This is a genomic window from Rhodococcus sp. IEGM 1379 (assembly GCF_030056815.1).
In the GTDB taxonomy this organism is placed as follows: domain Bacteria; phylum Actinomycetota; class Actinomycetes; order Mycobacteriales; family Mycobacteriaceae; genus Rhodococcus_F.
Genome location: NZ_JASHKR010000044.1, coordinates 18,088 through 39,867, shown reverse-complemented (window position 1 = coordinate 39,867; position 21,780 = coordinate 18,088). Strand labels below are relative to the sequence as shown.

Here is a 21,780-nt window from a genome sequence, read left to right as displayed (position 1 = left end):
ACACGTCAACACACGAGGCGTCGTTGCAGCACGGCTGCGTGATCACATACGCCATAGCTTTCCCCTATCCCTGAAACACGAGCACATCTATGCCCAGACTATAACGTGTTCCAATTCGGTGCGAGAATCGTTGTCAGACGACTCCGTTGCGTTTCAATACGAAGATAGTCTTCACCGTGGCATGACCACGCCATTCCAGCGTCGCAGCAGGTGAACAACTGTCGAAATCCACGCTCCATCCACCGTCGACCTGCTGCCGGGACGCCAGCTCCGACAGTTCAGCGGACATCACCGCCGCATCGAAAAGAGAACGCGAGGGCCTATCCGGGAACGGAGAGAAATCGAGTGGCCGCATGTTCTCCCCCGTCGCACCGCCCTCGACGTGAACCACACCGTTCCACGGAATCCGAGCACCAAGTTTTTCCGTCAACGATTCTGCCTCGGGATACTGCCGGTGGATCGAATCGAGAAATTGCAGCGCGAACGCCAACTCGAGAGCGCCCAGAACCCCGGCACTGTTGATTGCATCGAAACAGAACTGAACTGCCGTACCGAACCACGGATGCTGCGCCACCACGGGATCGAACTCGGCAACCCTCGCCGCAGCAGCGCACACAATTGCTGTGATCTGCAACGACGGTGCGCTCGGATCGGCACTCACCCAGAATGGGGCGCACGCCGCCGGATCCGAAATCGGAAGTGCAAACGGCAGACCACCGTTCGCGAGCGAGACCGACTGCAGCCAGGCACACAGTTCGTGAGCCTGTGGCGTCGGCGCACCGACATCTGCAAATACCTCGAAGGCGTGCACCGCACCTCCCGGCTGACTGGATGCCGAACGCAGATCAGGTTCGAGGCCCCAGCCGTATCCACCGTCGAGGTTGCGATAGCCGTCGACGGCCGCCAGTGCCGCGTCGCGATTGCCCTGTCCGAGCACAAGATTCAGACGATGCCGATCGACGGTCCGTGCATGCCCAGCCATGAATTGTATTGCGGCCGAAAGATCAACGCCCACACATCACCTCGAAATTCAGACTTCACCGTTGTCAATACGGAATCCGACCTTCAACGTGACCTGAAAATGGGCCACCACACCGTTCTCGATGTGACCGCGAGTTTCCACAACCTCGAACCATTCGAGATTGCGCACAGTCTCGTTGGCCCGGGCGATTGCCGAACGGATTGCCGCGTCACTGCTTTCCGTGGACGATCCGACAATCTCCGTCACGCGATACACGTTGCTACTCATAATGTTCCCTTCAGTTGTCAGGCCCGGCGTGCCAACTCCTGCGCCTCCGCACCCAATCGTGCCAATCGAAGATCACCCAGTGCTGTCACCGCGCTACCCAGCCTATTGGTGGTAAAGCCCAACGACAGACCGCTGTCGAGATCTGCATAAGCTCCCGAACCGCCAACACCATAGTGCCCGATGGCGTTACGCGGTTGTCGACGTGCAGCAATGATCGGCGGGTGATACCCGAGTGCCCAGTTGGGCCGCACCGCAAGCACATAGTCACGATCACGCGTCTGGATCGTTGCCATCTGTTCGATGGTCGATTCCTTCAGGAACCGCTTCCCGTCGATCATGCCGCCGTTTGCGATGGCGCCGTACATCTTTGCCAGTGCCCGGGCACTGAACACGCCGTTCCAGCCTGGCATCACCGCGTCGTGTACCGCCGGGTTGCGCACCATGACGTCGAATCCGTCGGGCATCGCTGCCTCGGCCAGTCCGCGGGTCGGTCCGACGTGAGAGAGCACAGTGGAAGCAAACGCCCAGTTGAGACCGGCAGGGTTGATGTGCGGGAACAGCTTTGCGATGCGTGTTCGCTCGGATTCGGGTACGCGATACCAGAACTCGTCGATTCCGAGCGGCTTCGCGATTTCGGCATCGACAACATCCGTGAAGGGCATACCCGTCACCCGGGAAACCAATTCAGCGACCAGCCAGCCGTACGTCACAGCGTGATAGCCGGGGCCCTTGAGCCGACGCGGATCCGGCTTGTTGGCCGCCAACGCCGCTACGACGGCGTCGTAGTTCATGAGATCGAGCGGACGTGGCATCAGACCACGCACTGTGTGTAGCCCGGCTCGGTGCGACATCAATTGACGGACCGTGATCTTCTCTTTGCCGGCCGCCCCGAATTCCGGCCAATACTGAGCTACCGGCGCGTCGTAGTCGATGAGCCCACGCTCGGCCAACCGATGTACGACGGTACTGGCCACACCTTTACCGGTGGAAAACGAGAGTGCGACGGTGTCGTGGTCCCAACGACGATCCCGGTCGGCGTATCCGGCCCAGATATCGAGCACTTTCTCGCCGCCCTGATACGCGACCAGCGCGCCGCCGCCTTGCTGTGGTTGCCGGTACATCGCAAAGAATCGGTCGGCCAACGGTAGGAATCGCCGATCCACATGCAGTTCGGTTCGAGCAGGCACCTCTGCGTGTGCGAGTGAACCGCGTCGAGCATTGGCAGTCATCGCGTCCTCCGATCCCGTAGATCAAGACAAACCGCCTGATCGACCACTACAGCTTTACATCATTGTGACCGGTGTCACGATGTGAACTGTAGTGCCGGGCCCTGTCATGGCAGCGCCCAGGTCGATGTTCCGTCGTTGAAACACCCCTGACCAGTTGCGACGTTGAACGCCAAGGAGGGGCCGCCGTCACAGATCGCTCCCACGTCAGCGTCTCCGACAGCGGCTCGTCCACCGGGACCACTCAGGACCACTGAGAAGGGCGACGACGTAGTGCGGCCGAGTGCAAGCGAGTCCGGCCCGAAGGCAAATGCCGCAAGCATTCCGCCACGGGCCTCCGCCGCTCCTACCCCGCCGAACAGTCCGAAACCGGCAGCCATACCCCCGTCTCTGGCGTCAGCGACTCCGATTCCGTCCTGTTCGACGTGAGAGATCGCTGAACTGGTCGGATCGACAACCGCCCGGCACGCGGAGTGGCCGTCCACCATCGTTTGATCCTGGCCGTTGCGATCGCTGCCCCTGGCCGCACAATCCAACGTGGCAGCCGATGCGGGGGAACCCCCGATCAGCATCCCCGAGGGGGAACCCCCGATCAGCATCCCTGAGGCTACGATGGCCACACCACCGGCGCCCGACGCGATTATTCGATAAATTCGGCGATCCATGCCAACCCCCACGATGCACTGACGGTTCCGATATATCCGTTTCAGACGCTACCCGTCTTCGTGCGGTCTATCTCGGTCTCGGCTCGGCTGCACGCGTTTCGGCTCACCCGGCATCTTGGGGTAGTTCGGTGGATACGGAAGATCACCCAGCCCCGCTGCGAGGTCCTTCTCATACATCTCGAGCAGGATTTCGAGGGAAAATGCTGTGTCGTGCATCGCGGCCATCGGATCGCCGCGCTCGGCCAGTAGGCCTGGAACCGTGGCAATCGTGCAATCGTCAGGATGCACTTCGCGTAATTCTTCCCAGGTCACCGGGGTGGATACCGTCGCGATGGGAGTTTTGCGCGCAGAATACGCAGCCGCAATGGTTCGGTCCCGAGCATTCTGATTGAAGTCGACGAAGATCCGTTGACCTCGTTCCTCTTTCCACCAGGCCGTCGTCGCTCGATCGCCGCTGCGGCGCTCCATCTCTCGAGCCAGGGCGATGCCGGCATGTCGCACCTCGACAAAATCCCAGCGAGGTTCGATTGGAATGTAAACGTGTACCCCGCGTCCGCCGGAAGTCTTGGCAAAGCCTTCCAACCCGAGTTCCTCGAGCAGCGGACGCAACACCTCGTCCGCGATGGCAACAGCTTCGGCGAAGTCCGTTCCGGGTTGCGGATCAAGATCGATTCGAAGCTCATCCGGATGATCGGTGTCGAGACACTTGACGGCCCACGGGTGGAAGGTGATGGTTCCGAGGTTTGCCGCCCACACGATATTTGCGGCGCACTGCACCCTCAATACGTCGGCCTTACGCCCCGACGGGAAGGTGACCTCACACGATTCCACGTGCTCCGGACGCTTGGCGGGCAACCGTTTCTGATACACCTCTTCGCCTTCTATGCCGTCGGGGAACCGTTGGAGGTGCGTGGGTCGATCCTTCAGTGCTCGCAGCGCAGCGCCGTGAAGAGCAACGGTCCGGTAGTACTCCACCAGATGACGTTTGGTGCCGCCCTCGGTACCGAGCTTGGGGTAGTAGATCTTGTCGGGGCTGGAGAGACGGACCGCAATGCCGTCGACATCCAGTTCTTCTGCCGGACTAGCCATCACACACCACCTGCAAGGACATCTGCGAAGTCGTACCGCACCGGAACCTCCAACTGATCGAACGTGCACTCGTCGGGCACCCTGTCCGGACGCCAACGCAGGAACCGCGCGGCATGCCGAAAACGCGCCCCTTCCATCTGGTCGTACGCCACTTCCAGCACCCGCTCAGGACGGAGCGGTATCCAGGAACGATCGGCGGCCGACCGCCATCTGCTGGCCTCACCCTCCGCTACGACGTCGTCACCGACGCGCAGCGGTTCGAGTTCAGCCAGCAACTCGATACGTCTTGCTGCGGTGAATGCGGAAGCGCCACCGACCATCTTCAACTCGGAACCGTCGAACAAACCCAGGAGCATTGAACCGATACCCGGTTGGCTCTTGTGCGGACGGTAGCCCAGCAGTACGACATCCGCAGTCCGGGCATGTTTGACCTTGATCATCTCGCGTTTGTTCGGCAGGTAAGGCCCGACGAGCTTCTTGGCGACCACACCGTCCAGACCGGCGCCTTCGAACATCTCGAACCAACGCATCGCTTCGCCGGCGTCGGATGTGGCGGCCGTGACGTGGCAACGCTTACCCCCGCCGATACTCTCGACCAACAACTTCCGTCGTTCCCCGAAGTCCTCGACCGACACGTCCCGATCGCCTAACGCCAAGAGATCGAACCCGACAAATTGCGCCGGTGTCTGGTCGGCGAGAAGTGCCACTCGACTTGCCGCCGGATGAATACGCTCCGACAACGCTTCCCAGCTCAGACGCGTCACCCCGTCGACGTCCTGCGGAACCAGCAGTTCGCCGTCCACGACACAGCGCTCGGGCAATTCGGCCCGGACGGCGTCAACCATTTCCGGAAAGTACCGGGCCAGGTCTTTGCCTCCGCGTGAGCCGAGGACCACCTCGTCGCCGTCTCGAAAGATGATTGCCCGAAAACCGTCCCATTTCGGTTCGTACGACCACGTCGGTTCACCGGACTCCGACTGCACCGGCACGGCGGCCGCAGCCTTGGCCAGCATGGGGGCGAGCGGCGGCATCAGAGGAAGGTCCACCCACCCATCCTGACAGTCCGGTTCGCAATTCGACTACCTATGTACTGGAATAGGTCCCGACAATCCAAGATCGAACAGTAGGGGGATCCCATGTCCGAAATCGTGCGGCGACTGTGTGCGGCGGTGATCGCGACATCAGCCATCGCAGCTTTCACGGTTGGTTGCGGTTCAGATGTCGAGCCCAAGGCCATCGCGGAATCATCATCCGTAGTGACTGAAACGACGATCCCCACCACCTCCAAGATCAACGGCCAAGAAGGCGTCGACGACGGCGGCGACGTCGACATCGATGTGGCGATCGGCGACTGCGTCGAACTCAGCGGTACCGCCAACGACGCCAATATCGAGAATGCAGTGTGCGGAAGCATGAACGCCAACTACAAAGTAGTTGCCAAGGCGCCGACGTCAGACGACTGTGCAACTGACGTCGATTCTGCGTACTACGAAACGATTGCCGGAGACGAGCAAGGCGCTGTGTGCCTGGATGTCGACTGGGTTGTCGGTGGCTGCATCGACATGGGCACCAGCTCGAGTGACGATCAGCCGGTCCGTATCGATTGCTCGTCGAGCGGCGGAACCAATCCCGTTCGGGTAATAGAGATTCTGCAGAACTCCAGCTCGTACACGGACTGCAGCGGCGAAGCCGATTCGGGGCTCGAGTATCCGGAGCGAAACTTCACGGTGTGTATCGCAGAGCTGTGAACCACTGTGCGCCTTTGTTACCCGCAGTCGGGTAATAAAGGCGCACAACAAGTTAGAGCCAGCCCCGCCTCTTGAAGACCGTATACAGAGTTCCACACGTCAACACCATCATCGAGAGCGCAAACGGATACCCCAACTGCCAGTGCAGTTCCGGCATATCGTCGAAGTTCATTCCGTACACGGTTCCGATCAAAGTCGGGGCGAAGAGAATAGCTGCCCACGCCGAGACCTTCTTGATTTCCTCGTTCTGCGCGTAGCTCGCATGCGTGAGGTTACGCATTTCCTCATTCTGGTTCTGCGACACCAACGTTGCGTTCACGGTCAAGATATTGCCAAGGAGCTGGCGGAATCCGTCGGCTTGCTCCACAACCGTTGTCGCATGGTCGGTGACGTCGCGGAGATAGCGCTGCAACTCTTCGTCGGTATGGTACTTGTCGAATCCGGCAGACAATCCTCGAAGCATGCCCAGCAGCGGCCGTGTGGCCCGCTGGAATTCGATCACTTCTCGGGTCAACTCGTAGATACGCCGTGATACCCCGGGGTCACCACTGAAAACTTCGGTTTCGATCTCGTCGATGTCGTTCTGCAAACCGGCAACGACGGGCGCGTATCCGTCGACCACGGCGTCGAGGATTGCATAGAGAACTGCCTCGGTACCGAGGCGGAGCAAATCGGGATCGCTCTCCATCCTGGCCCGCACCGCGGAGAGGTCCGGAGACTCGCTGTGACGAACTGTGAGAATGAAGTTGGGACCGCAAAAGATATGCAGCTCACCGAATTCGACGCGCTCGGTCTCGTCGCGATACCGAGCGGCACGCAGGACAACGAACAGCGTTTCTCCATATCGCTCGAGTTTGGGTCGCTGATGCGCAACGATCGCGTCCTCGACTGCCAGCTCGTGAAGATCGAAATGCTGTGCCGCGGCATACAACTGAGCATCGTCGGGCCGATACATACCAATCCAGGCCATCGACTGCGAGTCCGGAAGACACGAGAGCGCTTCGGCCAACGTCGACGGCGTGGCGATCCGCTCACCGTCGCGATACACACCACTGTTGACGATGGTGGATTCAACCGGCGCGACGTCATCGACCGATGCCGGCTTCACTACGACGCGAGCACCGCGGTTGTGACCGGAACGCGATTCACCGAAACCGGCAGAACGACGCGGCAAAGCTGACCGGGAAAACTTGAATTCTGGCATGCTGCAACAGCTTTCAAAGGAAGTGAACGGCAATGCTCCCATGACACAGTGGACCACGGAGCAGAAACCGATGAACGCACGATGAAGCTACGGCGAAACATCCAGTCACCTGGTGCGCGGTAGCTTCAGTTGGTACTCGGAGGTTGGCCTCGCATTACAAGCCACACCTCCTCTTCCCCGAGTTTTGCTCGAACGTCAGTAGCTCTCGAACACCGAGCCCTGCCCGCACACGACGCCCACACTTTACCCCGCATTCAGGCATTGGACAAACCGAGCGCGGGAATCACCAACCGTGAATACAGCTTTCAGGGCGCGGTGCCGATATCTTCGTTCCACAGGTCTGGCTTGGCCTCGATAAATTCGGTCATCAGCTCGATGCAGCGCCGATCGGCGAGAACTGTGACCGACACACCGTTTTCGCGAAGCCACTCATGCCCACCGGTGAACGTCACGCTCTCCCCGACGATCAGCGAGCCGATATTGAACTGACGAACCAACCCACTGCAGTACCAACAAGGTGAGAGCGTCGTCACCATGGTGGTCGACCGATAATCACGTTGACGTCCAGCGGCCCGGAACGCATCGGTCTCACCGTGCACCGACGGATCATCGTGCTGGACGCGGCGATTACGGCCGCTGCCGAGAAGGGCCCCGTCGGAGGCGAAGAGCGCCGCGCCGATCGGGATTCCGCCTTCCCGCTTCCCCAACTCTGCCTGGGCAATCGCGATCTGCAACATCTGCTCGGGATCAAGCATCTCCGTCTTCGCCATGGCTCATCCTCTCGGCGCTACATCTGACCAATACAACACTCGGTTTCAGGCGCGCAGGCCACCGATCAACAACTCCACGATCTCTTCAGCCAGCGCCTCGGTTTCTGCAAGCGCCTGACCTTCGCGATGCCGATACCAGAGGTCGACGCCATTGAGACTACTGAGCAGGACTTTTGCGGCCATTCTCGGCGACGCCACCCGAACCGAACCGTCCGCGACGCCTTCAGCCATGACCTCTTCGAAGAGGTTCTCGTAGTCGAGTCGGAGAGCGTTCAACTCCACCAGCGCCTGCCGCTGCCGCGGTTTGAGCGCCGAACTCATCTGCCCGCGCACGCCTTGATGGATTGCGTGATGATGGCCGAGATGAGTCATCAGATTGATCAGATGCGCCCGCGACATAGCTTGAAGCCGCTCGAGTCCGGTTCCCCCCGCACTCACTTCCTCGTCGATCTCGGCCCGAAGCCGACTCATACCGTGCTCGAAGACTGCGAGGTAGATGTCGAACTTCGACCGAAAGTGGTAATAGACAAGGCCTTTGGTAGCGCCGATGCGGTCTGCCAGATCGTCGATCGTAGTCGAGGCGTAGCCGTCGGTAGCAAAAGCGTCGGCCGCTGCCCTGATGATCACGGAGCGCATATCCGGCACATCAACACTCATCATTCACCGTTCCCTACCTTGACTGTTCATTCGCTTTGGCATAGTAATACTCAGTAGTATCCCAGATCAGAGAGGTTTTCCCATGTCGTTGGATTTCTCAGGCAAGGTCGCAATCATCACCGGCGCCGGCGGCGGCCTCGGCCGTTCCCACGCGCTGGCACTTGCATCGCGTGGCGCACGCGTCGTCGTCAATGACATGGGAGGCTCCGTCAACGGCAGCGGCGGCGCCGACACCGCAGCCGCCAAGGTCGTCGCGGAAATCATCGAACAGGGCGGAGAAGCGATTGCCGACCACTGCGACATCACCAACGCCGACGCCGTTGCCGCCATGGTCGCCGCCGCAATCGAGAAGTGGGGCCGCGTCGACATTCTGATCAACAACGCCGGAATCCTGCGCGACAAGTCCTTCATCAAGGCCGAACTCGACGACTTCCGCAAGGTCATCGACGTTCACCTCATGGGTTCCGTCATCTGCTCCAAGGCAGTCTGGCCGCATATGGTCGAGCAGAACTACGGCCGCATCCTCATGACGACGTCTGCCTCGGGCATCTACGGCAACTTCGGTCAGGCCAACTACGGCGCCGCCAAGTCGGGCGTCGTCGGCCTGATGAACGTGCTGTCCATCGAAGGCGAGCGCAAGGGCATTCGCGTCAACTCCCTCGCGCCGACGGCTGCGACCCGCATGACCGAGGATCTTCTCGACGAAGCAACTCTCGCTCTCCTCGCCCCCGAGTCGATTTCACCCGGCGCACTGTTCATGGTCTCCGACGACGCCCCCACCAAGACGATCCTCAGCGCCGGCGCGGGTGTCTTCGCGATCGCTCGCATGGAGGAGTCGCAGGGCGTCTACATCCCCCAGGATGCACTCTCCCCCGAGGTCGTCGCAGAGCGTTGGGCCGAGATCAGTGACATGACCGATTCTGTCCAGGTGCCTGCGGCCTTCGATCAGACTCGTCGTTTCGTCGAAAAGGCTGTGGCCGAGAAATCTGCAGTCTGATGTAGTCGGCGCGGTGTCCGACCAGCACGATCGGACACCGTGTCGGTACCTCGGTGCATAGTGATCCGGACATGATCTTTGCACCGAAAGGCCCACGATGAGTAGCTGGTCAGATCGCCCGATCTGCGCGTTCGACCTCGAGACCACCGGGCGCGATCCATCCACCGCCCGGATCGTCAGCGCCTGCGTTGCTGTCGTGGACGGATCTCAGGTCGAAACACGCACCTGGCTGCTCGATCCCGGCGTCGACATACCTGCCGGTGCTACCGCGATCCACGGAATTACCACCGAGTATGCGGCCGAGCACGGGCAGAACTACGCCGAGGGCTACGAAGAAATTCGTGAAGCCCTCCACAATTCCTGGGCCCGCGACCACGCCGTCGTTGCATTCAATGCGTCCTACGACCTCACAATCATGCACGTGGAAGGTCTTCGAATCGGCAAGCCCGGTCTGGTTCCCGGCCTGGTCATCGATCCTTACGTCATCGATCGTGCGATGGATAAATTCCGCAAGGGAAAACGCAGCTTGGCCGCGGTATGCGAGTACTACGGAATTGCGCTCGAATCCGCACATGAGGCGGAGGCCGACGCAATGGCCGCAGCTCACCTCGCGCACGCACTGGCGGTTCGTTTTCCCGAGCTCGCCGAGCTGGATCTCATGGTGGATCAAGCGGATTGGCATGGGGAACGCCAGCGTGATTTTGCGCAGTACCTGATCAGTCAGGGTAAGGATGCGGCCGACGTCGACGACCAGTGGCCTATTCGTTTCATCGCGTGATGCGAATCGCGCCTCAGAGCCGTTCCGAAATCTGCTTGCGAAGTTCTTCTCGAGACTGTTTCCCGGTGTGCGTGCTCGGCAGCATTTCCAATTCGACATAGACGCGCGGCACCTTGTACGCGTTCAATCGTTCACGGCAGAAATCGATCAGGTCATCGGAGTCGATGCGGTGCCTGGGAATCGGAATCACGCACGCGACAAGTCGTTGGCCCTGACGTTCGTCCGCCACTCCGATCACCACAGCCTCGAGGATCAGAGGATGCTGCAACAAGACCGTCTCGACTTCCTGTGGGTAAACGTTGAATCCACTGACGATCACCATGTCTTTGGCACGCGAAACCACGTAGAGATGTCCGTCGTCATCCGTCCAGCCGATATCACCGGTCCGTAGCCATCCGTCGCCGTCCACAGTGTTGTCGATCGTCGATTCCGAAACATCGCCCACTGCGAGATAGCCGGGCATGACGTTGTAGCCGGAACAGAGAACGTGACCGTCGACATCCGGCGGGAGTGGGTAGCCATAATCGTCGACGATCCGGATATCAAGACCGTCAATGGGAGTCAGCATCGCGAGCGAACCCGACCCACCCTCGATGATGCTGCTGATAGCGACGGTTCCGCATGCTTCGGTAAGTCCGTAGCCGACGAACATGCTTGTGATACCAAGCTCGCGGCAGGCAGCTCGCATGCGATCGAGTGGAACCTCGGAACCGCCGCTCACTGCCATCCGGCACACCGTTCCGATGTCCTCCCTGCCACTGTTCACGAGATCGAACAGAATGGTCGGCGGACCCATCACCACGCTGACTCGGTCGCGGACTATGACATCGGCAAGGTCTGATCGGTCGTACTGCTCGACCACCCGGACTGATGCTCCTACAGCCATTGCAGTCAGCAGCACTCCGTTGAACCCGAACGAATGGGCAAACGGAACAGCACCGATCACACGATCAGAACTCGTCAACTCGAGCCGGTCAGCGACTGCGGAGTACAACCGTGTCAACTGTCCGTGAGTCATGGGAACCTGTTTGGACGCGCCCGTCGAACCAGACGTGGACAGAATCAGAGCGACATCGTCGCGCTCGGCAACCAGCCGGCCGGGTCGAGGCAGTGCGATTTTCGCAGAGCGCATGATGTCCACAATCCGGGAGTCGTCGATGGCCAACGCCGGAACTGTGACATCCAGAATTCGTGAGTACTCCATGCCGCTGACACCATGCCCGATGGGAACGGCTGTTGCACCGGCGCAGAGGATGCCCAGGGCGATGCAGACCCAATCCATGGAGTTCCGGCCGGTGAGAACCACACGATCCCCAGGTTGCACACCTGAATTCGCGAGAACGGACGCGACTCGCAAGGCATGGTCCGCAAGTTCGCCGTAAGTGATTTCCCGGCGGCCGTCGAGCAACGCAACCCGGTCTCGGTACCGCTCCGCCAAGACCAAGCAGAGCTCGTCGAGCGTCCGCGCGGGAAAATCACGCTGCATGCCTGCATTGAAGCATTCACTATGCGCAGGATTCGACGGACCTCCCGGTGAGCGGTTTCCCCGACTCTGCACTGATAGTCCTTTTCAGAATATTTCTAACAGAACTACTTGCAATGGCCTACCGACGGGTAATCTTCGATCATGGCCAAGGACGAAACGCCCACAGATGTGCCCTCCCTGAGACCGACGAGTTGGGCTGTTCTCGGTCTGTTGTCCTTCGGCTCCGAACTTTCGGGATACGACCTCAAGAAGTGGGCAGACTGGAGCCTGCGTTTCTTCTACTGGGCTCCGTCGTACAGTCAGATCTACAGCGAACTCAAAAGCCTCGAAGCGCACGGCTTTGCAACATCGCGCGTCGTGAGTACCAATGAAGTCAAAAGTAAGCGACTCTACAAAATCACACCGGCCGGAACCGATGCTGCGGCTCTGTGGGCGAACGAATCCCCCGTCGAACCCGCTGTACTCAAACACGGTGTCATGCTTCGAATGTGGCTCGGCCATCTCGCAGACCCGGACAAATTGCAATCCGCTCTCACCGAACATCGAGACCAATCGGAGAAGATGCGCATACGCGCCATCGCCGATGCCGAAGGCGCTTCCGAAGAGCCCGGCTGGGCCTATCCAGAACTCGTATTGCGCTGGTCCGAAATGTATTACGAATCCGAACGAGATCGCGCAAACTGGATGTTGGAGAACATGTCCCGACTCGCCATGGACAAATCCTCAGAGGGGCGTGCACGACGGAAGAAGCCGAAGCCACTGACACCGAACGAGCTTCGCAAGCACGACAACTGAATCGGCACTCACACCGCCGCAACCGGGCGATATCGAAGCAGCGTGATGTTCTGCTCCGGATAGTCACAAAATACGGGTTCCACGCGCATACCTACGCTCAGTTCCACGTCACCGACATCCACCAATTCGGTACTGAACCGTGGACCCTCGTCCCACTGCACAACCGCCAGCAATTGCGGCAACGAATCCGACCACGGCGGCGCTGTCGGACGGTCTGCGACCGTGTAGGTATAGAGCGTGCCCATCCCGCTGATTTCACGCCATTCGAGGTCGTCAGCCAGCGTACGGGGGGCCAAGACACGCGGATAGAACACGAACTCTTCCGAAGACGGAGAATACTGGATTTTGATCTTGTTCTCTCGCAACGCATCCCAGAATGGGGCAGAAACGGGCGTCGGTTCCGGAAACGGCTTTTCGATCGACATCACTAATCTCCTTGGAGGATCAACGCAACTTGTTCACTCATGATGCCGCCGTTGCCGGTGATGAAAGCAGTATTGCAGTCGTCGACCTGCGCATCACCGGACCTGCCCATCAACTGACGGACACCGTCGCACACATGGTGCATTCCACCGGCCATTCCTGCTTGCCCGAAGGACAATTGGCCACCGGCCGTATTCAGCGGGAAGTCACCCCGGAAGGTCAGGTCCCGCGAGGACACCCACTCCATGCCCTTCCCCTTCTCACAGAAGCCTGCGTCCTCGAGGCTCATCACTACCGTGATCGTGTAGCAGTCGTAGATCGACGCCATATCCACTGCCGAACGTGAGATGCCGGCCATGTCGAACGCCGTAGTTGCAGCCTTCGCAATGGGCGTCCGCACCATGTCTTCGGCGTAAGTCGGCGTCTTGAATGACACGTGCTCACCGAATCCCTTGATCCAGACCGGCCGATTGCGACCACGGCGTGCAATATCCGCGTTGGCGACGACGACACCTGCCCCGCCCTGGACCCGCATGACCACTTCGAGCATCCGAATGGGGTCTGCAATCATCGGACTCGCCAACACGTCGTCGATGGTGATCGGCTTTCCGTGGAACACGGCGCCGGGGGTAGCGCAGGCATTGGTCCGCTGGTCCACCGCGATCTTTGCGGTAGCTCGCTCGTCGTACCCGAATTCCGCGGCATACCGCTGAGCAATCTGCGCGTATGGCGCGTTCTGACCGAGATTGCCGTACGGAATCTCGAATTCTGCTTGAGGAGAACCGAACTTGCCGCTCGAGGCGCCGAGATACCCCGGATCCACAGCAGGCTGAATTCGAGATTTCGGGGTCATGAACGAGCCCGGAACGATGACCAACACCGCGTCGCAGATACCCAATTCGACGGCAGCTGCAGCACGCCACACCATTCCGGCGGCCGTGGCACCACCGAGGTCGACGCGTTCACCGAAATTCAATGGAATTCCGAGATACTCGGAGAGCGTGGCCGGAGCAAACATCTCGGATTCCGCAATCCCGTGCGTGACAAGACCGTTGATTTGCGATGCCTCGAGCCCGGCATCGTCGATCGCCATTTTGGAGAGCATCGCCCACTGCTCGATCGTGAACTGTTCCGGTCGAGTCTGCTTACGTTGCGCCGGCAATTCACAGAATCCGACGATTGCAGCTTCACCGCGCAGACCGGCCATCAGGAGACTCCATTCGATGGAAGTTCGGGTCTACGAGGCAAACACACAGTCGCCGTTCCCGGCATCAGGATGGCGCCTTCACGCACACCGGCGAGCTCCAGATCGACCAACGTCCTTCCGTTCTCGTCGCGCTTGCCGGTCACGGTACCCGTGAACTCCAACGGTTCCCCCGGGAAAGCAACGGCCCGGTTGGATGCCGAGAAGTTCACCAACGATCCAGCACCACCGATCCAGTCGGTGACGACACGGGCAAGCAGCGCCGCTTGGAGAGGCCCCTGCACAACAACGTCCGGATACCCCTCGACGTCTACGGCCCAGCTACGGTCGTAGTGGATTCGGTGCCCGTTGTATGTCGCTGCACTGAAGAGGAACATCTGCAATTGGTTGACGCTCACGTGTAGGACCGGGATCGAATCGCCGGTCTCTACGTCGTCGAAATACACCTGCGGTGACATGACTCTCCCTCGCTACGGACGCGCGATCATCGAGGTGGTGGCCTCGGCCAGCACCTCGTCATTCTGATTTGTGTACGTGGTTTTCCAGGTCACCAGCACGAACCGGCCGGAGCGTCCACGCTTCTCCTCCACCGAGTCCACTACGCGCACGCTGGTGACCACGTCGCCGTCGTAGCCTGGCCCGAAGAACGTGGTGTTCTCTCCGCCTGCCATACGTTTGGGGCACAACGGGAAAACCAGATTTCCGGAGGCCGCACCCGAAGATCCATCCACTCTGAGTTCCGAAATCGGAGTCACCCCGAGGATCGCGTACTGCAAATACAGTGGAGGACAGACGATATCGCGATACCCGTGGGCGCGAGCGTAGTCACTGTCGAAGTACAACGAGTTGCTCTCGCCGACGGACACAGCCCACCGTTGCCAATCCCGTGCGACGACGGCACCGGTGAACTCGGAGACAACATCCCCGATTCGCGCTGCAACTTCGTCGGGAATCAGGGATTCCGAATCCGGAATCATGATCACATTTTCAGTCATAGTCTTTCTCTCTCAGGCTATTTGATGGTCAGTCACTAGTCCAGAATCCTCGAGCTCGCAATACTTCTCGTCGGAGTATCCGAGAACCTCCTTGTAGACGTACTCGTTGTCCTCACCGAATCCCGGAAGCACTCGGCCGAAAGCCAAATCGAATCCCTCAGCCCGCCAGGGATGTCCCGGATAACGATAGGTTCCCACCGAGGGATGTGAGCGTTCCTGGAACCACTCACGTTCACGGAGGTGGGGATCCGCAAGTACGGCGCACTCGTTCATGACCACGCCTGAAGGGATTCCCAATTCCTGCAGATCACGAACGATACTGTCCGCGCTCAATTCGCAAGTCCATCGAGAAATACGATCCCGAATACTCACTGAATTCGATAGTCGGGCGGAAGCATCCGAACCGGACACCGCGAAACCGTCGCCACCGATCACTCCTGCCAACGCCGCCCAGTCCCGATCGTCTCTTACGGAGATCGCAACCCAGACATCTTCGTCCGAACTGAGGAAAACATCCTGCAGCACATGAGGATCCGTGTTTCCGAGTATCTCCGGGATTCTGTCGTTGACCTGTGCGTCGAGTACGAACTCACCGATCTCCGCCATGACATTTTCAGCTTGTGCGAACTCGACAAGACCACCGACACCCGTGTGCTCGCGGTCCCAGAGCGCGGCCATCACGGCGAAGGCCAGCCCCGCCGGCGCTGCCTCGTCCATGTGGTAGTTCTCTCCGGCCGAATCCGGCTCCTCACCCTCGTAACCGTCCATCGCCGCTATTCCGACCAGCGAGTTGAAGTTGGGTCCGTAGCCGAGGTAATCACTCATCGGACCGGTCATACCGAGAGGAGGCATTCGAGCGACGATCAACCGCGGATTGATCTCGAGCAGGCGCTCATGTCCCAGCCCCAACTTCTCCAACGTGCCATTCGAATTATTCTCCACCAAAACGTCACTGACTTTGATCAGCTCGATCGCCGCAGCGCGGCCTTCCTCGGTGTCGAGGTTCATGCACGCCGAGAGTTTGTTCCGGGAATGCCAGTTGAACAGGGCAGTACGGTCGTAAGGCCGCTCTCCGGGATCTTTGTCCGGATACGTGCCACCGTGGTAGCCGGTCTGCGCTATCGACTCCTTCGTGGTCTTCGCCGAGACCTGCCTGCTGACCCGGTTGTTCCCTTCGAGGCGAATCACTTCCGCGCCTAGGTCACCCAACAACGCGGTCGCCCCCGGACCCGACCATACGACGGTCAAGTCCACGACGCGGATGCCTTCGAGAGGGTAGTTCATTCGGATCCTCCTGCAGTCGTGAGGGACTCACGGATCTCTGGCCCATGTTGGTCGAGTGTCGGCGCGGTGTGGCGCAACCGGAACCCGTTGGCCATCCGCCACGGCGCTCCGGTGTAGTCCAACGTGCCGGCAACGGGATGCGAACCACGAACGAAAGCATCCCGGCTACGAAAGTGCTCGTGACGGAGCAGTTCCGAGACGTCGAGATACGCCGTGACGGGGATACGCGCCGCTTCGCACCGCTCCATGATCGCCACCTTCGGGCGCACGGCAAACCACTCGGTGACGTACTCCATGAACTCTTCACGATCGGTACCGACAATCGTTTCCCGCCCGTGATAGCGCGAATGAAATTCACGATCATGCTCACCCACGATGTCGACCAGTCGATTCCAGAAGGCCTGATTGGTCACGTACAGCATCACGAATCCGTCACTGGCCCGGAACGGTCCCGTGAAGGTCACGCCGTGCCGATGCGGACTACGCACTCCTCGTGGGGCATTCATGCCGGAATAGGCGGCAGACACCAGATACGACGCTCGACGATCCGCTCCCGCAAGCAGAACCTCCTGACCCGATACATCGATCACCGATCCCCCGCCGGTACGCCGCGCACTGAACAGTCCTGCCATCGTGGCCTCTCCGGCGGTACGACCGATCGTGTAGTGCTCGAGCAGACCAGGCTTTCGCAACGGGGCACGATCTGCTCCGCCGGTCGCGTTCATCGGCCCACCGGCAGCTTGAAGAACCAACCCTGTCGCTTCACGATCCCGATACGGTCCACTCTGACCGAATGCACTGATTCGTGTGATCACCAGACGAGGGTTTCTCGCCTGCAACACGTCCGGGCCCAGACCCAGCCTCTCCAGGTGGCCCGGCCGGAAGGACTCCACAACGGCGTCGGCAGTTTCGATGAGGCCCAGCAGCACTTCGCGGTCCGAGTCCGATTCCAGGTCCAGAGCCAGAGACTTCTTGTTGGTGTTCAGGTGCAGAAAGAGTGCGCTTCGTTCCTGATCGGGGACATCTCCGGGGAAGGGCCCCCAGGACCGTGTCAGGCTTCCGGTGCCAGGCTTTTCGATCTTCACCACGTCCGCACCGAAATCGGCAAACATCTTTGTGGCGTACTCACCAGCTACCCACCGAGAAAGATCAAGGATTCGCAGGTCTTGGAGAGCCTGACGTGATTCCGCGTGCGATTCATCGGACAAGACCAAGCTCCTTCTGCAACCAGGTGGCAGCGATATCTGCTGTGCCGAAACGTATTTCCGTGACCTTTGCTCGCTCGGACCACAGATGCAGGTCGGTCTCTAGGACATACCCCATTCCGCCGTGCAACTGATGACCGTCGAGCGTCGCCCGCTTGTACGCTTCGTTGCAGTGCATTTTCGCGATTGCGACTGCACGTGTGGCCGATTCTCCGCGGGCGGTCCACCAGACCGACTGCGCAGCCGCTAACCGGGCGCCTTCTATCGAAATGTGCATATCGGCGATAATGTGTTGCGCGGCTTGAAAACTACCGATTGATCGCCCGAACTGCTCGCGCTGGGCGACGTAGTTCACCGTCCGTTCCAGGACCGCGGCGGCACCCCCCACCATCTCCATGCATTGAAGCGCTACCGCCGCTTCCGCAACCCACCGGACGTCGTCGCGGTTCAGCCCATACCCACTCTCGCCGAGAGACACCGCGTCGTCCGATACGAAGACATCGACCAATTCCACACGACTGATCTTCTCGCCGGACATTGTCGAGAGAATGACACTGTTCCAGCCCGCGTCGGCCGGATTTACGAAGGCACAGATCAGTCGTTCGGGTTCGGCAAACACCGCCGTACGAGCGGTCAACAGAACCACGTCCGCGATCGAGGTATTCAACGCAAAGGCGATAGTGCCGTTGAGTAGCCATCCACCCGGAGCAGGCGTTGCGGTTACGGTGGGACGGATATCCGCTGCATCGGACGGATTCCAGGCCGCGACGGTGGCGCGAAGTTCGCCGCCGGCCACACTAGACAGATACCGACTGCGTTGCTCCGGTGAGGCCAGACGCCCAACGGCTACACCGAATTGCAATGTGCTGTAGACGATTGACGGACACAGAACCCGGCCGCCTTCACGGAAGAACACACCGAGTTCGTACAACCCCGCACCGCCGCCGCCGTACTCTTCGTCAACCGCCAAACCGAGTACACCGACCTCTGCCAGCGCCGCCATCAACTTGTCGGGAATTCCGTCCGACGTCGGCCCCGCCAATTCACGCACCAGGCTGGTCGGACATTGTTTTGCCAGCACCGCAGCCGCCATCGCCTGCAGATCGAGTTGATCTTGGGTAGCAACAAGTTTCATCAGCGATCTCCTACGCGGTCAAGGAATATCAAGGTCATGTCAGCGTCCGTAACTCGGCAGGCCGTGTCCGCGCTGCGCTATGACGTCTCGCAGAACCTCGTTTGCGCCTGCGCCGAATCGAAGCAACGGGGCAGCACGGTACAAACGCTCGAATTTACCTGCCATCACTGCATTCGGATCGGAACCCGTAATCAACCCGGCCGGACCGAGCATCGATGTTCCGATGTCGGCGATTCTTTGCCTGAGCTCACTGGAGAACACCTTCTCCGTGCTCACGAGCACCGACGGAATGGTTCCGCTCTCCAACAGCGACGAAGCTTCGAAACCCATGAGCTGTGCGAGTTCTACATCGGCGTCCAACTGCGCAAGGTTGCGTCGTACATCTGCGCTGTCGACGGGTCGCGTTCCGTCCTCACGGATCTCGCGGGAGAGAATCAAGAGATCGTCGACCGCTCGTCGAAGATCACCCGCATTGGTGAGTGCACCCCGCTCGAGGTCCAATGCGCCGGTGATGTACTTCCAGCCCTTATCGACCTCACCGATCAAGTTCGTCGCGGGGACACGGACGTTGTCGAAAAACGTCTCGTTGGTTCGATACCCGGACCATGCCGTGATCGGGCGAATCACGATACCCGGCGCATCGATCGGTACGATGATCACCGAAATTCCCTTGTGCTTGGGCACTTCGGTATTGGTACGGACACACAGCCATTCGTGAGTGACGCGCTGCGCCATACTGTTCCAGATCTTGGAACCGTTGATCACCCACTCGTCACCCTCACGTACTGCCCGTGTCTTCAAACTCGCCAGGTCGGTACCCGCATTGGGTTCGGAATACCCTACTGCGCAGGTCAACTCGCCTCGAGCGATGGGCGGAAGGAACACCTCCCGATTCTGCCGAGTGCCGTGACGCATGATCATCGGAGCCACCGAGGTGACCGTCAGATCTGGGCCCGGTACACCCCAGTACTCGAATTCGCTGACCAACAGATGCTGGTAGACGGCCCCCAGCCCGAGTCCGCCGAATTCCTCGGGCCAGTTCAGTCCGAACCATCCTTTGGCTCCGATCTTTCGGCGGAATGCCGTGAGTTCTCCGCCGGTGAATTCGAGATCGTGTTCGGCCATCTCCGCACGTAGTTCCGGTGTGACGTTCTCAGCAAGAAATGCGCGCACCTCTTCACGCCAGGCTCGTTGGTTCGCGTCAAGTTCAAAGTCCATGATCATCCGTTCCGATTCCACTGTTGATGGCAGAGCACCGTGCCCTCAGCTGCACGATTCGATGCTCTCGAGAAGCTCAGGGTCGGAACGCAGAACGGCCCGTACTGCCGATTCCCAGAACCCGTAGTAGCTGTTGCCGTCACTTCCGGCCATACGATCGAGCCACCAATCAGGCAACGATGTCTTCGACGGCCCGTCGGCTACTCGAATCATCCAGGCGTTCTTGCAACGCTGTTCGAGTGCGACCGCTCGCAGGTAGACAGCTGCGGCAGTGTTCCCGGTTACGAAGACGCCATGCCCGGCGAGAAGTGCCCGATCAGCCTGACCGATCGACCGTATCGCGGATTCAGCCGCAGCCATGCTGTCGACGGCACCTTCGTATTCGTCGACGAGGACCACTTCACCGCCGCCGAGGCTCGAACTCTGATCGTAGGCAGGCGGAACCTCGCCCAAATCTGCCCAGACCGTGCCGAATTCGGAATGATTGTGCAACGCGATACCCACGTCCGGCCGCGCTCGGTGAAGTGCAAGATGCAGCGGAATCCCCAAGGGAACAGGCCAATCACCTTCGAGGACCTTGCCGTCCATATCAATGCGGATGATGTCGGCCGGGAGAATCTCCTCCCAGGTCAGAAGCCACGGATTGCACAACATGGTGCCGTCTCCGAGGTTGTACGTGATGTGTCCGGCGAGATGATCCCGATAACCCTCATTCCACAGTGCGCGGGCAAGAACGACAATCTGTTCCGCCGGCGTCAGATCCGGGATCAATTGCGCCACAGACGGCTTGAACTTCTTCACATCAACCTCTCGATACTTCACAGGTTCGGGAAAGTGCACGTCGAAGGTAATTACACGAGATCTATTGCATCACAAGTATCTCAATGTGATACTATGTATCAATTCTGTACCAACAATAGAGGTGAGTCAGATCTCAGTCAAGACAATCAGTGGTCTCACGCGTGGTCTTCACGTCATCGAGGCCATCGCAGCCCATCAACCCATCGGGTTGACAGCGCTCGCCCGCCTGCTCGACATCGACAAGAGCGCCATGCAGCGCACCCTGGCGACTCTTCATGAATCCCAATGGATTCGCCCCGCCGGCGAAGCCCCACCCCGGTGGGAACTCTCCACTCGCTGCGTCGTCGTCGCCGGCCAGGTCTACAACGGCTCGTCACTTACGGCACGCGCACAACCTGTCATGACCGAACTCCGCGATGCAACCGGAGAGAGCGTTCACCTCGCCGTTGCGGAGAACAAACACATGATCGTGCTCGGAGTAGTCGATGGCAACCAGATGGTCCGTACAGCGCTGAAGGTAGGACAGGTACACGCGCCTGAGACCAGCGCTTCCGGACGCGTGATCCACGCCTATCTCACACAGCAAGAACGCGAAAACGGCTCGAGCGAAACACATTTGTTGCTGAGTCCGGAAGAATACCAAGAGATTCGCTCTCGCGGATGGTCCGTCAGCGCAGGTGCAGTGCAGCAGGGATCAACCAGCCTCGCCGCAGCGATCCTCGACGTATCAGGCTCACCGCTCGGCGCGGTAGTTATCAGCGGGCCTGAAACACGAGTCACGGAAGATCACTTCGATCGTTTCGGCGAGTTACTCCGGGCTGCCGCCGACCAGCTCGGAGGGACACACTGAG

At 59.8% G+C, this 21,780-nt stretch carries 24 protein-coding genes; 5 read left to right on the top strand and 19 right to left on the bottom strand.

The window, feature by feature from the left end:
- Positions 1 to 133: 133 nt before the first annotated feature.
- From QM600_RS20325 to QM600_RS20300, 6 genes are all read right to left on the bottom strand, one after another.
- Entirely contained in the window at positions 134 to 982 is an 849-nt protein-coding gene (locus QM600_RS20325) for a hypothetical protein (RefSeq protein ID WP_283263365.1), read from the bottom strand.
- A gap of 48 nt (positions 983 to 1,030) precedes the next feature.
- Positions 1,031 to 1,249: a dodecin gene (locus QM600_RS20320; RefSeq protein ID WP_283263364.1), complete on the bottom strand. Its 219-nt coding sequence runs from the start codon at positions 1,247 to 1,249 to the stop codon at positions 1,031 to 1,033.
- 17 nt (positions 1,250 to 1,266) lie between these two features.
- A complete protein-coding gene (locus tag QM600_RS20315; protein WP_283263363.1) occupies positions 1,267 to 2,478 on the bottom strand; it encodes a serine hydrolase domain-containing protein in 1,212 nt (403 codons plus the stop codon).
- Between the two features lie 104 nt (positions 2,479 to 2,582).
- A complete protein-coding gene (locus QM600_RS20310) occupies positions 2,583 to 3,140 on the bottom strand; it encodes a DUF6764 family protein (protein WP_283263362.1) in 558 nt (185 codons plus the stop codon).
- Positions 3,141 to 3,188: 48 nt separating this feature from the next.
- Positions 3,189 to 4,229, bottom strand: coding sequence for a non-homologous end-joining DNA ligase (ligD, locus tag QM600_RS20305; protein WP_283263361.1), 1,041 nt, complete (start codon positions 4,227 to 4,229; stop codon positions 3,189 to 3,191).
- Complete coding sequence (locus QM600_RS20300; RefSeq protein ID WP_283263360.1) at positions 4,229 to 5,275, bottom strand: ATP-dependent DNA ligase; 1,047 nt, start codon at positions 5,273 to 5,275, stop codon at positions 4,229 to 4,231. Before QM600_RS20300 ends, ligD begins: the two co-directional genes overlap by 1 nt.
- 90 nt (positions 5,276 to 5,365) lie before the next feature.
- Between QM600_RS20300 and lppU the strand changes: the two genes are divergently transcribed.
- Positions 5,366 to 5,977, top strand: a complete 612-nt coding sequence (gene lppU / locus QM600_RS20295; protein WP_283263359.1) for an LppU family putative lipoprotein — start codon at positions 5,366 to 5,368, stop codon at positions 5,975 to 5,977.
- A gap of 52 nt (positions 5,978 to 6,029) precedes the next feature.
- Here lppU and QM600_RS20290 read toward each other — a convergent pair whose 3' ends face one another.
- The 3 genes from QM600_RS20290 to QM600_RS20280 form a co-directional block, all read right to left on the bottom strand.
- Positions 6,030 to 7,181 carry a magnesium and cobalt transport protein CorA gene (locus tag QM600_RS20290; RefSeq protein WP_283263358.1) on the bottom strand — a complete coding sequence of 384 codons (1,152 nt, stop codon included), beginning with the start codon at positions 7,179 to 7,181 and terminating at the stop codon, positions 6,030 to 6,032.
- Positions 7,182 to 7,486: 305 nt separating this feature from the next.
- Positions 7,487 to 7,951: a nucleoside deaminase gene (locus QM600_RS20285; protein WP_283263357.1), complete on the bottom strand. Its 465-nt coding sequence runs from the start codon at positions 7,949 to 7,951 to the stop codon at positions 7,487 to 7,489.
- Positions 7,952 to 7,996: 45 nt separating this feature from the next.
- On the bottom strand, positions 7,997 to 8,608 hold the full coding sequence (locus QM600_RS20280; RefSeq protein ID WP_283263356.1) for a TetR/AcrR family transcriptional regulator: 612 nt from the start codon (positions 8,606 to 8,608) through the stop codon (positions 7,997 to 7,999).
- Positions 8,609 to 8,690: 82 nt separating this feature from the next.
- Here QM600_RS20280 and QM600_RS20275 point away from each other — a divergent pair, with 82 nt between their 5' ends.
- Both QM600_RS20275 and QM600_RS20270 read left to right on the top strand, forming a co-directional pair.
- A complete protein-coding gene (locus QM600_RS20275) occupies positions 8,691 to 9,605 on the top strand; it encodes an SDR family NAD(P)-dependent oxidoreductase (RefSeq protein ID WP_283263355.1) in 915 nt (304 codons plus the stop codon).
- Positions 9,606 to 9,702: 97 nt separating this feature from the next.
- Entirely contained in the window at positions 9,703 to 10,383 is a 681-nt protein-coding gene (locus QM600_RS20270) for a 3'-5' exonuclease (RefSeq protein ID WP_283263354.1), read from the top strand.
- A 13-nt stretch (positions 10,384 to 10,396) separates the two neighbouring features.
- Here QM600_RS20270 and QM600_RS20265 read toward each other — a convergent pair whose 3' ends face one another.
- On the bottom strand, positions 10,397 to 11,869 hold the full coding sequence (locus tag QM600_RS20265; protein ID WP_283263353.1) for a class I adenylate-forming enzyme family protein: 1,473 nt from the start codon (positions 11,867 to 11,869) through the stop codon (positions 10,397 to 10,399).
- Positions 11,870 to 12,010: 141 nt separating this feature from the next.
- Here QM600_RS20265 and QM600_RS20260 point away from each other — a divergent pair, with 141 nt between their 5' ends.
- Positions 12,011 to 12,664, top strand: a complete 654-nt coding sequence (locus QM600_RS20260; RefSeq protein ID WP_283263352.1) for a PadR family transcriptional regulator — start codon at positions 12,011 to 12,013, stop codon at positions 12,662 to 12,664.
- Positions 12,665 to 12,672: 8 nt separating this feature from the next.
- On the opposite strand, the gene QM600_RS20255 is transcribed toward QM600_RS20260, so the two are convergent.
- Genes QM600_RS20255 through QM600_RS20215 form a run of 9 tightly spaced genes read right to left on the bottom strand, consistent with a single transcriptional unit; the run spans position 12,673 to position 20,968 of the window.
- A complete protein-coding gene (locus QM600_RS20255; protein WP_502943035.1) occupies positions 12,673 to 13,089 on the bottom strand; it encodes a Zn-ribbon domain-containing OB-fold protein in 417 nt (138 codons plus the stop codon).
- Between the two features lie 2 nt (positions 13,090 to 13,091).
- On the bottom strand, positions 13,092 to 14,294 hold the full coding sequence (locus QM600_RS20250) for a thiolase family protein (RefSeq protein ID WP_283263350.1): 1,203 nt from the start codon (positions 14,292 to 14,294) through the stop codon (positions 13,092 to 13,094).
- The gene (locus QM600_RS20245) at positions 14,294 to 14,749 is read right to left on the bottom strand and encodes a MaoC/PaaZ C-terminal domain-containing protein (RefSeq protein WP_283263349.1); all 456 of its coding nucleotides are present in this window, start codon (positions 14,747 to 14,749) and stop codon (positions 14,294 to 14,296) included. Before QM600_RS20245 ends, QM600_RS20250 begins: the two co-directional genes overlap by 1 nt.
- 12 nt (positions 14,750 to 14,761) lie before the next feature.
- On the bottom strand, positions 14,762 to 15,286 hold the full coding sequence (locus QM600_RS20240; RefSeq protein WP_283263348.1) for an FAS1-like dehydratase domain-containing protein: 525 nt from the start codon (positions 15,284 to 15,286) through the stop codon (positions 14,762 to 14,764).
- A gap of 12 nt (positions 15,287 to 15,298) precedes the next feature.
- On the bottom strand, positions 15,299 to 16,570 hold the full coding sequence (locus QM600_RS20235) for a CaiB/BaiF CoA transferase family protein (RefSeq protein WP_283263347.1): 1,272 nt from the start codon (positions 16,568 to 16,570) through the stop codon (positions 15,299 to 15,301).
- Positions 16,567 to 17,778, bottom strand: a complete 1,212-nt coding sequence (locus QM600_RS20230) for a CaiB/BaiF CoA transferase family protein (RefSeq protein ID WP_283263346.1) — start codon at positions 17,776 to 17,778, stop codon at positions 16,567 to 16,569. Before QM600_RS20230 ends, QM600_RS20235 begins: the two co-directional genes overlap by 4 nt.
- Positions 17,768 to 18,910, bottom strand: coding sequence for an acyl-CoA dehydrogenase family protein (locus QM600_RS20225; RefSeq protein WP_283263345.1), 1,143 nt, complete (start codon positions 18,908 to 18,910; stop codon positions 17,768 to 17,770). The genes QM600_RS20230 and QM600_RS20225 overlap by 11 nt, the downstream gene beginning before the upstream one ends.
- A gap of 39 nt (positions 18,911 to 18,949) precedes the next feature.
- Positions 18,950 to 20,128 (bottom strand): acyl-CoA dehydrogenase family protein, encoded by a 1,179-nt coding sequence (locus tag QM600_RS20220; RefSeq protein ID WP_283263344.1) that lies wholly within the window; start codon positions 20,126 to 20,128, stop codon positions 18,950 to 18,952.
- A 45-nt stretch (positions 20,129 to 20,173) separates the two neighbouring features.
- Entirely contained in the window at positions 20,174 to 20,968 is a 795-nt protein-coding gene (locus QM600_RS20215; RefSeq protein WP_283263343.1) for a class II aldolase/adducin family protein, read from the bottom strand.
- An 82-nt stretch (positions 20,969 to 21,050) separates the two neighbouring features.
- On the opposite strand from QM600_RS20215, the gene QM600_RS20210 reads away from it, so the two are divergent.
- Positions 21,051 to 21,779 carry an IclR family transcriptional regulator gene (locus QM600_RS20210; protein WP_283263342.1) on the top strand — a complete coding sequence of 243 codons (729 nt, stop codon included), beginning with the start codon at positions 21,051 to 21,053 and terminating at the stop codon, positions 21,777 to 21,779.
- The last annotated feature ends 1 nt before the right edge of the window (position 21,780 follow it).